Raw genomic sequence first — 12,230 nt, forward strand, 5'->3', positions numbered from 1 at the left:
AAGGCGGCCTGAGCCTGTGCCAGCATCAGCGCTCGCGACTCGTCCGCGCCGGGCAAGCGCCGCAGCGCCTCGAGCGCTGCAGTGGCACCGGCCGCATCACCGCGCGCGATGAGGTTCTGCAAGCCCAGCAGATCCAGCACTCGCGCGGCGGCCGGCTCGTCGGCAACCAACAGCCGCGCCTGCGCCAACGCCGTCTCGGCGCGGCCGAAGTCGCGGCGCAGGATCGAGGCGAGTGCGCCGCTGTACAGCGCCCCGAGCTTGTCGGCCGGTGTGGCCGCGTCGCTCACCGCACGCGCGCTGCCGAACTCCTGCACGCGTTGAAGCGCCGCTTCGCGCGTGTCCATCAGCACGCGCGCCCGTGCCTGCATGAGCGCATACAGCATCGGGCGCGGCACCGGCGCGCCGGCTTCCACGCCCAGCCGCGAACGCGCCTCGCCGATGCGCTCGCTGCCGAGCGGGTGGGTGCGCAGGTACGGAAAGTTCTGGCTGTCGTTCAGGCGCGAGGCCTGCGCGAGTTTTTCGAACATGGACGCCATGCCGCCCGGCGCATAGCCGGCGCCGGTGAGCACGTTGAAGCCGACGCGGTCGGCCTCGCGCTCCATGTCGCGCGAGAAGTTGAGCTGGCCTTGCGCCGAAACCGCCTGCCCGCCGGTGATCAACGCGTTGGCGGCCTCCGGGCTGCGGCTGGCCGCCAGCACACCCAATATGAGGCCCGCCAGCCCGACCAGCGTCGCCTGCTTGCCGGCCCCGAAGCTGCGCGCGATGTGCCGCTGTGTCACGTGCGAAAGCTCGTGCGCCAAAACCGAGGCCAGCTCGGCAGGTGCGACCGTCATCGCGATCAGGCCCAGGTGCACGCCGACATAGCCGCCCGGCAGCGCAAACGCGTTGACGGTGCGGTCACGCACCAGGAACAGCTCCCACGCGAAACGCTCCTTCAGCTCCGCCGGCAAGTTGCCGCGCGCGCCGGAGGCGTCGATCAGACCGGCCCACATTTCCTGCAGGTAGTCGAGCAGCACCGGGTCGTCGAGGTACAGCGGATCGCGCCGGATGTCGCGCATGATCCGGTCGCCCAGGCGCCGTTCGGCAGAGACCGAAACGTCGGCCGAGACGCTGTCGCCGAGCGAAGGCAGTGCGTTGCGGTTGTCGCCCGGCACTTGCGCGTGGGCGGCCGGCACGAACACAGGGGCGGGGCCGGCGCTGGTGAGCAGCAACGCGAGCGCCAGGCCGAGCGGCCCTGCGCGTTGTTTGCGGCGAAGACTAGAGCCCATCGAAGGGCGCATGGCCGACCCCCTCGCTGCCGCGCGCCGGCCGCAAAACCGCACGCAAGCGAGCAGAAAACTTCGAGCGGCGCGAAGATGGCGCGGAAGCGGTGGGGGGCGGTGTGTTTTCCATCGAGGCGGGGCAGCGACCGGAGGCGGGCATACAGGCCGGCGCGAGGCTGTGTGACCGCCGATACGGCGTTCGGTTCACGCGGCCGCGCGCGTTGGGCGCCTATGATGCCGCAGCAGTGTTTCGCCTTGTTGCCGACCCATGAGCACCACTTCCGACCCCGCCGTCGCACCCGCTGCCTTCACCCACTTCGACGCCCATGGCCAGGCCCACATGGTCGACGTGTCGGCCAAGGCCGTCACGCATCGCATCGCCGTTGCCGAAGGCTCAATCCGGATGCTGCCGGCCACGCTCGAACTGATCGCCCAGGGCAACGCGAAGAAGGGCGATGTGATCGGCATCGCCCGCATCGCCGCGATCCAGGCGGCCAAGCGAACCTCGGAGCTGATTCCGCTGTGCCACCCGCTGCCGCTCACCCGCGTGGCGGCCGAGTTCGAGATCGACTCTACGCAGCCGCGCATCGTGTGCCGCGTGACCGCCGAGACGCTGGGCCCGACCGGTGTGGAAATGGAGGCGCTGACCGCCGTGCAGATCGGCCTGCTGACCATCTACGACATGTGCAAGGCGGTGGACCGCGGCATGGTGATCGATGGGGTGCGCCTGATTGAGAAGCACGGGGGGAAATCGGGCTCGTTTCTGGCGAGGGATGCCGGCTCTGCGGAACGCCCTGCCTGAACTCCCGGGCCAGAATGCAGGACATGAACGCGCTGATCCAATCTCGTTTGCCGGAGCTGGAACGACTGTGTCATCGACTCGGAGTGCAGCAGCTCGACCTGTTCGGCTCGGCAGCCCCCGCAGATTTCAATGCCGAGCGAAGCGATATCGACTTTTTGGTAACGCTCGCTCCCACGTCGCCACCGCGCTACGCCGACGCCTACTTCGAGCTCAAGGCAGGACTGGAGTCGCTGTTCCAGCGGCCCGTGGATCTGGTGACCGACGCCAGCTTGACGAACCCGTACCGGCGCGCTCGTATCGAGTCCGAGCGCCTGCGCTTGTATGCAGCCTGACGCGCAAGCACTCGTCTGGGACGCAAGAGACGCTGTTCGTCGGATCGCCCGCTTCGCTGCGGGCAAGTCCCCAATTGCCCGTTTCGCCGCTCAAGGCTTCAACTCGCGCCACGTGAGCGCCACGGGCTTCGTCTCGCACTGAAACGGCGGCGCCGCGTTGTCCGGCGTGCAGGCCTTGAAATAAACCTGCGCATCCGGGCGCCGGAACTCGCGCAGCCGTTGCGCCGCGTAGAGCGCTTCGGCGTCGCGGCCGGCGGTGTGCAGCGCTTCGATGTAGGCGATGAGCAGGCGCGTATCGACCAGCATGTGCAGCGGCCGGCGGAACGCCGCGAGTGAAGGCTCCGAAGGCGGTGTGGTGGCCGCTGCATAGTCGGCGTGGTGGCCGAACAGCCAGCTCTGCCGACCCTCGGCGATGCGCGCCTCCAGCGTGCCGGCCCCGGCCGGCGGGGCGAAGATCACTTCGATGCGGCGGTGATCCCAGGCGGCCCAGGCGGCGCCCAGCAGCATGAGCAGCCCGGCGCCGCGCAGCGCCGCGGAGGACGCTCTTGTATTGCGCCCCTTTGCGGCGGACTCATCGGCGCGTGCCGGTGCAGCGCCCAGAAATGCGCCCAGCGTCCAGGCGGCCGGGAGCAGGAAGTAGGCGTACCACAGCGGGTACTCGAGCAGGCTGTGCAGCGCCAGCACCGCCAGCATGGCCAGCGCAGCGCGGGCAATGGAGGGCGGTGCGCAGGGAAAGTCGCTGACGAGCGGGGGCGCGCCGCGCCGTACCGCCGCGACCTCGGTAGTGATGGTGGTCGGGGGAGCGCTGGGGGCGGTCCGAGCTGCAGCAACATTCGAAGGCGCGACAAGCGGTGTCGGCGTCTGCAAGACGGCACGTGCCCGCCACAACGCCCAGCCCAGCAGACCCAGCACCGCCAAGGTCGCCGGCACGCCGATCTCCACCGCGAGCTGCAGCGGAAGACTGTGCGTGTGGTCGAAGAAGGCTACCGGCCGGTCCGGGAACGGCGTGAAGGTCCACGCGAAGTTGAAGTTGCCCCAACCCACCCCCGTCCACGGCTGCTGCGCGATCAGCGCAAGCGCATTGCGCCAGATCGCGAAGCGCGAACTGCTGATGTCGCCGCCCGCATCGAGCCGCTCGCTCGCGAAGAAGCTCGCGTCCTGAACCTGCGCGTAGGCGGCCAGCGCAGCCCAGCAGGCGAGATAGAGCAGTGGCGTCGTGGCAAGCGTCCAGCGCAGCGCGCGCGGCTGGCTGCGATCGAGCACCGCCCAGACCAGCAACACCGCCAGCGCCAGCGCACCGGTGCGCGACGCGGAGAGTGCCACCGCGAACACCAGGGCCGCGATCGACGCCGCCGCCAAGCCCGGCCGCAGCCGGCCGGCCTGCCACAGCCACGCCGTCATCACCATTGCGCAGAGCAGTGCGGTGGCGAGGTGGTTGGGCTGTCGCAGGTTGCCCACCGCGCGGCCGGGCGTGGCGTTGGCGGCAACCAGCCAGCCCTCGGCCAGGCCGGGCGCGAAGTACTGCAGCACCGCGACCGCCACGCTAAGCAGGCCGGCCAGCCACCAGGCCAGGGCGATGGCGCGTGCATCGGCCGGGCCGCTGCGCACGCCGGACCACAGGACCGCCAGCGCGGCGAGCAGGACCAGTGCGGCGGAGCCTTGCCCGACGCCGATGCGCATCGCTGCGAAGAAGGCGCACACCCCCAGCGCGAGCGACGCGGCGAGCATGGCGGCTTTTTTTTGGGTATTGACTCGGGCGGAGCCGGCGCCGCGCATCAACAACCACGCACCCCAACCGAAGACGGCGGCAAGCTGATTGAAGAAGACGCTGTCGGGCACCGCCGCCCTGCTGAGGAGGATCGGCAGGGCTACGGCGAGGAGTGCAAACGCAAGGCGTGTCAATGAGCGAGGCGCAGATTCCTTCATCGCTGCATTCGGATCGGACAACACGAGTGAGTTCAAACGGAGTTTCGCGGGTAGAGGTGAAAGCGCTTGCCCGCACGTCGGCAGCAGCGATCGTACGTTCCCTCGACGCCCAGGGTTCGGCAAGCTGCAGGCATAGCGCTTGTGCCCCTGCCCAGAAAGCTCGTCCGAAACAAGACAACATTTTTCGGACAGAAATCTTGCCATAAGTCCGAAAAACGTATACAACTATCGGACACCGTAAATCCTATGTCCGACCTTAAATCCATCATCTCCGCGCAAATCGAAGCCGCCGGCTCCGGCCACGTCTGGGTGCCGACCGACTTTGCACAGCTCGGCACCCGCGACGCCATCGACAAGACCCTGCAGCGCATGGTGCAGGCAGGCGAACTGCGCCGCATCGACCGAGGTCTGTACGACCAACCTAGGTTCAACAGATTGACGAAGCGCCCCACCGTCCCGGACTACCGCGCCGTGCTGGAAGCCATCGCCCGCCGCGACCAGTTGCGCCTGCTGGTGGACGGCATGACCGCCGCCAACGACCTCGGCCTGACCGATGCCGTGCCGGCCCGCGTCACCATCCACACCGATGCCCGCCGGCGCGCCATTAAGGTCGACAAACTGAACATCGAGTTCAAGCAGACCGCACCCAGCCGCCTCTACTGGGCCGGACGCCCCGCCATGCGCGTCGTGCAGGCGCTGCACTGGCTGAAGGACACCCTCACCTCCAACCGCCATCGCATCCTGGGCCGTTTGGCCAAAGTACTGGCAGATCCGACCCACGGCGCCGCGATCCGCCAGGACCTGCTCGATGGCTTCAGCGTGTTGCCCGCATGGATGCAGAGTTTGCTCCGCGAGCTCCCCGCTTGGAATGCGCAGACCGCCGTGACGGTACTGCAGTCACGCGGCGAAGTGAAGCCGCCTGTTGCTCGCCGCCGTTCGGCCGGACGCGCGGAGACTACCCGTTGAACCCGGCGTTCCGCGCCATCATCGCGGCCAGCGACGCCGAGCGGCGCGACCTGTTTCTCGGGACGGCAGCCCGCCTGGGCACCGCGGTCCAGAACGTCGAAAAGGACTTCTGGGTCTGCTAGACCCTGGATGTGCTGTTAAAAACGGCTTGCCGGTCGGCGGCCCCCGGTTGCTGTTTAAGGGCGGCACGTCGCTCTCGAAGGCTTTCGGCCTGGTCCCTCGCTTCTCAGAGGACATCGACATCACGGTGTTCCGCGATGATCCGGGGCAAACGGCCAACGCGACTGAACTGGTGCCCTGAGCGGGAAGAAGCGCCGCGCGCGTCTCGACGTCATTCGCAAGGCCTGCCAGGCCCACGTTGCCGGACCGTTGATCGAGCAGTTCACACAACTCGCCCAAGTCGATCATTCCCGAAGTAGGCTTCAGACTGGAGCTCGACGCCGATGACAAGGATGGTCAGACGCTGCTGTTCTGGTACCCGGCCGTCACGGCCACCACCAGTGACTACATCCGTTCCGCGGTCAAGATCGAGTCCAGCGCGAAGTCGGCGCTGGACCCGCATGTCGCAGCTGCAGTCACGCCCTACGTTGCGCAGGATCTGCCCGACCTGGACCTGGTCGTGGCCAACGTCACCACAGTGAAGCCCGAGCGAACCTTCTGGGACAAGGTCATCATCCTGCATGGCCTACGGCAGTGGCACGACCGTCGCGGCGAACTGCGACACGGCGGACAGCGCGTCTCTCGCCACTATTACGACGTGCACCAATTAATGCACGCCGCGCCAGCACACGGGTGGCATGCGGATCACGCGCTGGCAATCGACTGCGCCCGCCATGCGAGGCTGTTTTTCGGCAGCATCGACCTGGGGCTCGACACCGCCGCACCCGGCACGTTCACCTTGACGCCAAGTCCAGCGATGCAGGACGCGCTCACCCGAGACTACGAAGCCATGGCGGGAATGGTCTTCGGCGAGATGCCGCCCCTCGGCGTTGTGCTTGCCCCCGTGGAAAAGCTCGACCGGGATCAACGGCGTTGCGGCGCCGTAACAGCAAACGATACGAATGAGCAGTACGGAGCTGGCTCGTGTGCCATTGCTACAGCAGCGACGGTGGAGTCATCCGCATCATTCCGGCGCACAAGGCAATGCCCAGGGAATCGATGTCTTACCCATAGAGGTGCCACATGGGCACGGAGTACGATTTTTCTGCGGCGAGGAAGAACCCATGCGCTTCGCAACTCACAAGCAGATCACCATTCGGCTCGACGAAGAGTCGATCACGTATTTCAAATCAATCTGGCAAGAGGTCGGCATTCCCTACCAGAGCCTGATCAACTTGTAATTGCGAGGCTGCGCGCTTCGCACCGCAAGCTCGATTTGAACTGGAAGTGAATGCGACGGTCAGGTATGGGGTATCACACCTCCAATTTGCACAGCGGAGCAGCTTGCCGAATGCTCAAAATAAAAGTGGCCCGGAAGGCCACTTTGTTGTCACGTTGCACAGCCGCATAAACGCCATGCAAAAAGGCACCGAAGTGCCTTTTTTGCAAGCCTTGCTTAGACGCGGCACTCGTTAGGAGCAAAGCGCGCGAGCACACTACCAACCGCGTTGGTAGCGCCGGGCATAACCGCTCCGCCGGGATTGGCAGCCGATCCAAGAGCGCGGCACTTCCACGACACGCTGTTGTCGGCAGACACATACGGCACCAGCGTGAGCGTAAGTGTGTCGATGGCGTCATTGGCGCGCTGCGGCGCTGCACTGGAGTAAGTGACCGTGATCACGCCGTCAGCAACCTCCACTTCCGAGACATAGTTGCCCGTGGTGTCGGTCGCAGTGGGCGACATCCCTGCTGCAGCGCGATCAGCCGGTGCAACTCCGGTGGACGAGAAAGACTCGGCAATAGCCGTCTTGGCCTGCGCAGCAAGGGTGAGGCCTTCAGTGACTTGCGCGCGAATCGTGTAGTCCTGATAAGCCGGCAGCGCAACCGCAGCCAAGATGCCGATGATCGCCACGACGATCATCAGTTCGATCAGGGTGAAGCCCTTTTGGGCACTTCGTTTAATGCGGTTCATCGTCTAGCTCCTTGGTCGTTGGAAATGGGGGACTTGGCGGAGCAGAGCGGACGCAGCGTCCGTGCCAGCCGGTATTGGCTGTAAAACGTGGCGTTGTTCGCGCTTTAAGCCCGTCCCCGAGCCCCTACCGACGCAAACGGTCAGCAGCACGCTGCCGGCTGGCGCCTCCCGACGGCACGACCTGACGCTTTTGGTCGCGTTCGCCGAAGCGGCAAGCGTTGGCTGATAGAAGCAAGGCAGAGGGACGCAGGGGCCGCATCGGGGTCAACGCTCGATGGCGCGTCTGCTTCATCTGGACAACCGAAGGCCCAGCGACGTCGAAATCGTCGCCTGTCACTGAAGGAGAACGGATATGTGCGTGCTTGCTCCAGTCTCTCCGGGCGAAATGCTCGACGAAGAGTTCTGAAGCCCCTGGGGCTTACGAAGTACCGCCTTCCCAAGGACATCGGCGTGCCTCCTCAGCGTAACGGAGACATCGTCGCAGGCAAGCGCGCCGTCACGGCGGATACCGACCTCCGGCTGTGCCGCTACTTCGGACTCAGCGACGGATGGTGGTTGCGTGGTCAGGCGAGCTACGACACGGTGGTCGCCAAGGAAGCGATGAAAAAGGAGTTGGCTTGCGTTCCACGTTGTTCGCTGCTCGCTGCGTAAGCATCGAACGCGAGGCGACGCGACTACAACTGGGGCTGCTTGCTTCGGCTTACGTGCCAGACTGCCAGCACCTCTAGCGTGTCGGGTGTCGCGCGGTAGTAGACAAAGTACCGGATACGCCCGACTAACAGGCGACGTATGCCTTTGCTCCGCGCACCTTCGCAGATGGAGCCGATTCCAGGCTGCTGTGCCAGCAAGGCCAAAGCCTCGCCGATGTCTTCACGAACGGCACCCGGTGCGGCTGGGCGGTTTTCAGCCCACCATCCGGCGGCTCTGCGAATTTGCGATGCCGCACGGGCGGAAACTTTGACGCGAAGCGCCATCAGCCGTACTTGCGCAGGCTTTCCAGGAGTTCAGCGGCGGAAACGAACTCGCCCCGCTCGATCTCTGCCATGGCAGCGAGGAGTTCTTCCTCGTCTTGCGCCGAGAGCAAGAGCGGTTGATCCGGCTCTCGGGAAAGAATGGTGACGACCGAGCCTTCAGCAAGGACAACACCCTCGACCACGACCTTGCCTTCTACGACGGTACCGGTGGCGACTTGCATAGGCGAAATGCTACTCCTGCGGCGCGCACCGCTCAAAGCTCGAACACCTGCCCCTTCATCAACGGCTCTATCCGGTGCGCCGTCTCGATCGCGCGGATCTGTGCGAGCACGGCCGAAACTTCACCGGGCTTGGGGTGGGTGATGTGCACCTGCACGCTGCCGCCGAGCTGGGCGAGTTCGTTCGCCAGGCTGCTGGGCGAGAGGTGGCCGCTCAGGTCGGCGAGCCAGCGTTCGTCATCGCCGAAGGCCGTTTCGATGATGAGGTGGGCGATGCGCCGGCCGGAGAGTGCCGCCCACAGGGCCGGGTTGGGGCCGGTGTCGCCGCTGTAGACCCACCAGCCGGCGTCAGTTTCGACCGCGAAGCCGACGGCCGGAACGGTGTGCTCGGCGGGCAGCACTTCCACGCGGCGGCGGCGGTTTCCGTGCCCGAGGGTGAGCACCTGGCCCACCGCGATCGGCCGCAGTTCCAGGATCGGCTGGCTCGCGCTCGGTATGCGCGTGAAGTCGGGCCACAGCTCGCCGTTGAAGAGGTTGCGGCGCAGCGCATCCAGCGTCTGCGGCAGGCCATGCACGCGGATGGGCCCGCGCTCGGGCTGGGCCAGGCGCATGCGCATCACGCTGTCGGCGAGCAGCGGGATGGACAGCACGTGGTCGAGGTGGGAGTGGGAAAGCACGATGTCGTCGATACGCGCCAGCGCTTCGAGCGAGAGGTCGCCCACGCCGGTGCCGGCATCGATGAGCACGCTGTCGTCGAGCAGGAAGGCGGTGGTGCGGCAACCCGCGGCAATGGAGCCCGAGCAGCCCAGCACCTGAAGGCGCACGGCAGCGTTCACGACGGGCGCAGCACTGATCTGTTCAGTGCTGTCGAGCAGGGCAACGGTCATCTTTCGATGGTGCCCGGGCGCCGCAAAGCCGGCAATTCGGGTCGCGTGCGATGGGTCACGCCGGGGCTCGTATTGCCCCGAAAGTTACGCCTGTCGTGCAGGTTTTCCGGGGGCTCAGGACTGCACGAACTGCATCTGGGTGCCGGCGAGTTCGATCACGTCGCCGTTCTTCAGGTGCACCGGCTCCCCGGCCACCGGGTTGCCGTTGACCAGCGGCCGCGCACCGCCCTCGACGTGAGCGAACACATAGCCGCCCGGGCGCTTGGTGATGGAGGCAACCTGCACGCCGGGTTTACCGACGGTGGTGACCACCTTGGTGAGCGCGACTTCGCGGCCCACCGCCGCACCGTTGAGCACCTTGATCACAGCGGAGGTCGCGCCCGACAAGCCGCCGAAGCCCGAACCCATGGGCGCCGTGTGTTGGAACGTGGGAGGCCCGGCCGGCGTGCTGCCGGGCTTGATGATCATGGTCTTTTCGTAGTCCGACGTTTCGTGGCTCAGGTACTTGATCTTGTACTTGCCGATCTCGACCGTGTCGTTGTGCTGCAGCAGCTGCTTCTTGACGGCCTTGCCGTTGATGTAGGTGCCGTTGGTGCTGTTGAGGTCGTCGATGAAAACATCTTGCCCCACCATCTGCAGCACGGCGTGCTCGCCGCTGACCGCGAGGTTGTCGATGACGATGTCGTTGTAGGGGCGCCGGCCCAGGGTGGTCTTGTCTTTGGTGATCTGGACTTCCTTGATCACCACTCCGTCCAGCGAAACGACCAGCTTGCCCATGCGTAACCCCGTGCTCTGTCTTGCGATGTGGTGCGGGGCGGTTTGCGCCCGGCCGGGCTGCGTCTGGCTCAGCGGCGAAACGGCCACCAGGCTCGTGAAGCGGCGGCCGCGCCCTGCGCCTGCACCAAGATGACAGAGATGTTATCCCGTCCGCCAGCGTCGTTCGCGGCCTGGACCAGGGCCTGGGCGGCCCCCGGCAAAGAGTCGTGCCCGCGCAACACGGCGGCGATTTGCTCGTCGTCGACCATGTCCGAGAGGCCGTCGGAGCACATGAGGATCCAATCGCCGGGCAGGGTCTGGTGCAGGTGGGTTTCGAGCAGCACGGTGTCTTCCACGCCGACCGCGCGCGTGACCAGGTTCTTGTTGTTCGACACGGCCGCCTGCTCGGGCGTGATGAGCCCGGCGTCGAGTTGCTCCTGCAGCAGCGAGTGATCCCGCGTGATCTGCTCGAGCACGCCTTCGCGCCAGCGGTAGGCGCGCGAATCGCCGATGTGGCCCATGAGAAGCCGCGATTCGCGCAGCACCGCCACCACCAGCGTGGTGCCCATGCCGGCGTACTGCGGATTGGAATTGGCGGCGTTGAAGATGGCTCGGTTGGCGTTGTCCACGCAAATGTCCATCGCGCGGCGCACGTCGGAATCGGTGGCCTGGGCGCTGGCCTCGCTGAGCCAGCGGCCGAGTTCGGCCTTGATGAAGCCGGTGGCCATGCCGCTGGCCACTTCGCCGGCGTTGTAGCCGCCCATGCCGTCGGCGAGCACTGCGAGCGCAGCACTTTCGTCGACGATCACCGAGTCTTCGTTGTTGTTGCGCGAGCGCCCGGTATCGGTGGCACTGGCAAACTCGAAGCGCATGTTCTGGGTCACGGGCAGGGGCGTCGGCATCGGCAGGGATCTCGGCGCTGCGTTGCGCCGATCCACGAGATTGTGCCCGGCTTCGGGCGCAGCAGCAGTGTCCGCAGCCCCCGGTTACGGTGGCGCGGCGACGCCCGGTACGGCCCGGGGTTCGGCGGCCAGAGGCCGGCTCGCAATAGCTGCGGCCTGAGCCGATTCGTCCTCAAGCAAGGCCAGCACCGCCGCGAGGTCGGCGGCCATCGCGTCGCCGTCGGCGTAGCGCACTTCCGGGCGCTTTTCGAGCGCCAGCGCGACGATGTCGGCCAGCGCCTGCGGCAGCTCGGGGCGCAGTGTGCGCACGTCCGGCGCGGTGTCGTTGCCGATCGAGTGCAGCAGCGCGGCCATGGAGTCGGCGCGGTGGGGCAGGCTGCCGGTCAGCAGCTGGAACAGCGTGACGCCCAGCGCGTAGAGGTCGCTGCGCCCATCGGTGTGTGCGCCGGCCATTTGCTCGGGCGACATGAACGAAGGCGTGCCCAGCACGAGGCCGGTGCGCGTCTGCGTGGAATCGATGATGCGGGCGATGCCGAAATCGGTGACCTTCACCATGCCGCTGGCAGGCTCGACCATGATGTTGGCCGGTTTGATATCGCGGTGAGTGACGCCCTGGCGGTGCGCATAGGCGAGCGCCCGTGCCACGCGCGCGCCGATGGCCAACACCACCGACACGGGCAGCAGCCGGGCCGGCTGCGCATCGATGCTGAGGTCGTGGCCGGCCAGCAGCTCCATGGCAATGAAGGCCGTGCCGTCCTGCTCGCCGGTGTCGCGGATGGCGACGATGTCGGGATGCTGCAGGCGCCCGGCCGTCTCGGCCTCGCGGAAGAAGCGCTCGCGCGCTTCATCGAGCGCCTCGCCGTGGAATTCGCGGCCGAGCGCCATGGTCTTGATGGCCACCGCCTCGCCGTTGCGCTCGTCGCGGGCGAGCAGCACCATGCCCATGGCGCCGCGGCCGATGTCGCGCTCGATCAGGTAGTGCCCGATGCGGCGCACCGGATCGGGCATGCGCGAATCGAGCTGGGTGTCTTGCACGCTGTCGAGCTGAGTGCTGGCGAAATGCGAGACGCCGCGAGCCCGTTCGCGGTCGCTGCGCCGGCGGTCGCGGCCCCGGCGACGCTGCTGGGTCGCGCG

The 12,230-nt window shown here is 66.6% G+C and carries 16 protein-coding genes; 7 read left to right on the top strand and 9 right to left on the bottom strand.

Annotation, left to right across the window (positions count from 1 at the left end):
- Positions 1-1,268: M48 family metalloprotease (locus H0W40_RS16870; RefSeq protein WP_292448515.1), on the bottom strand; the 1,268-nt coding region annotated here is incomplete at its 3' end.
- Positions 1,269-1,530: 262 nt separating this feature from the next.
- On the opposite strand from H0W40_RS16870, the gene moaC reads away from it, so the two are divergent.
- Together moaC and H0W40_RS16880 are read left to right on the top strand one after the other, a co-directional pair.
- Positions 1,531-2,064: a cyclic pyranopterin monophosphate synthase MoaC gene (gene moaC, locus H0W40_RS16875; RefSeq protein ID WP_292448517.1), complete on the top strand. Its 534-nt coding sequence runs from the start codon at positions 1,531-1,533 to the stop codon at positions 2,062-2,064.
- Between the two features lie 23 nt (positions 2,065-2,087).
- Positions 2,088-2,396 carry a nucleotidyltransferase domain-containing protein gene (locus H0W40_RS16880; RefSeq protein ID WP_292448519.1) on the top strand — a complete coding sequence of 103 codons (309 nt, stop codon included), beginning with the start codon at positions 2,088-2,090 and terminating at the stop codon, positions 2,394-2,396.
- A gap of 90 nt (positions 2,397-2,486) precedes the next feature.
- Here H0W40_RS16880 and H0W40_RS16885 read toward each other — a convergent pair whose 3' ends face one another.
- Positions 2,487-4,235 carry an O-antigen ligase family protein gene (locus tag H0W40_RS16885; RefSeq protein ID WP_292448522.1) on the bottom strand — a complete coding sequence of 583 codons (1,749 nt, stop codon included), beginning with the start codon at positions 4,233-4,235 and terminating at the stop codon, positions 2,487-2,489.
- A 333-nt stretch (positions 4,236-4,568) separates the two neighbouring features.
- Here H0W40_RS16885 and H0W40_RS16890 point away from each other — a divergent pair, with 333 nt between their 5' ends.
- The 4 genes from H0W40_RS16890 to H0W40_RS16905 all read left to right on the top strand — a co-directional run bounded on the left by H0W40_RS16890 (position 4,569) and on the right by H0W40_RS16905 (position 6,678).
- A complete protein-coding gene (locus H0W40_RS16890; RefSeq protein ID WP_292448525.1) occupies positions 4,569-5,288 on the top strand; it encodes a DUF6088 family protein in 720 nt (239 codons plus the stop codon).
- Positions 5,285-5,410, top strand: a complete 126-nt coding sequence (locus H0W40_RS16895; protein WP_292448527.1) for a hypothetical protein — start codon at positions 5,285-5,287, stop codon at positions 5,408-5,410. Before H0W40_RS16890 ends, H0W40_RS16895 begins: the two co-directional genes overlap by 4 nt.
- A 47-nt stretch (positions 5,411-5,457) precedes the next feature.
- Positions 5,458-5,589, top strand: a complete 132-nt coding sequence (locus H0W40_RS16900; protein WP_292448543.1) for a nucleotidyl transferase AbiEii/AbiGii toxin family protein — start codon at positions 5,458-5,460, stop codon at positions 5,587-5,589.
- Positions 5,590-5,754: 165 nt separating this feature from the next.
- Positions 5,755-6,678, top strand: coding sequence for a nucleotidyl transferase AbiEii/AbiGii toxin family protein (locus H0W40_RS16905; protein WP_292448546.1), 924 nt, complete (start codon positions 5,755-5,757; stop codon positions 6,676-6,678).
- Between the two features lie 165 nt (positions 6,679-6,843).
- Here the strand turns inward: H0W40_RS16905 and H0W40_RS16910 are convergent, their stop codons facing one another.
- The gene (locus H0W40_RS16910) at positions 6,844-7,359 is read right to left on the bottom strand and encodes a pilin (RefSeq protein WP_292448530.1); all 516 of its coding nucleotides are present in this window, start codon (positions 7,357-7,359) and stop codon (positions 6,844-6,846) included.
- 450 nt (positions 7,360-7,809) lie between these two features.
- Here H0W40_RS16910 and H0W40_RS16915 point away from each other — a divergent pair, with 450 nt between their 5' ends.
- Positions 7,810-8,010 carry a hypothetical protein gene (locus tag H0W40_RS16915; protein ID WP_292448532.1) on the top strand — a complete coding sequence of 67 codons (201 nt, stop codon included), beginning with the start codon at positions 7,810-7,812 and terminating at the stop codon, positions 8,008-8,010.
- Between the two features lie 23 nt (positions 8,011-8,033).
- On the opposite strand, the gene H0W40_RS20075 is transcribed toward H0W40_RS16915, so the two are convergent.
- The 6 genes from H0W40_RS20075 to H0W40_RS16940 all read right to left on the bottom strand — a co-directional run.
- Positions 8,034-8,333: a type II toxin-antitoxin system RelE/ParE family toxin gene (locus tag H0W40_RS20075; protein WP_367153834.1), complete on the bottom strand. Its 300-nt coding sequence runs from the start codon at positions 8,331-8,333 to the stop codon at positions 8,034-8,036.
- Positions 8,333-8,554: a hypothetical protein gene (locus H0W40_RS16920; protein ID WP_292448535.1), complete on the bottom strand. Its 222-nt coding sequence runs from the start codon at positions 8,552-8,554 to the stop codon at positions 8,333-8,335. Before H0W40_RS16920 ends, H0W40_RS20075 begins: the two co-directional genes overlap by 1 nt.
- A gap of 32 nt (positions 8,555-8,586) precedes the next feature.
- Positions 8,587-9,438, bottom strand: coding sequence for an MBL fold metallo-hydrolase (locus H0W40_RS16925; RefSeq protein WP_367153835.1), 852 nt, complete (start codon positions 9,436-9,438; stop codon positions 8,587-8,589).
- Positions 9,439-9,552: 114 nt separating this feature from the next.
- Entirely contained in the window at positions 9,553-10,215 is a 663-nt protein-coding gene (locus H0W40_RS16930; RefSeq protein ID WP_292448538.1) for an FHA domain-containing protein, read from the bottom strand.
- Positions 10,216-10,283: 68 nt separating this feature from the next.
- Positions 10,284-11,066 carry a Stp1/IreP family PP2C-type Ser/Thr phosphatase gene (locus tag H0W40_RS16935; RefSeq protein WP_292448552.1) on the bottom strand — a complete coding sequence of 261 codons (783 nt, stop codon included), beginning with the start codon at positions 11,064-11,066 and terminating at the stop codon, positions 10,284-10,286.
- A 114-nt stretch (positions 11,067-11,180) separates the two neighbouring features.
- Positions 11,181-12,230: serine/threonine-protein kinase (locus H0W40_RS16940; protein WP_292448541.1), on the bottom strand; the 1,050-nt coding region annotated here is incomplete at its 5' end.

This window comes from Methylibium sp. (genome assembly GCF_013817345.1).
Classification (GTDB): domain Bacteria; phylum Pseudomonadota; class Gammaproteobacteria; order Burkholderiales; family Burkholderiaceae_C; genus Methylibium.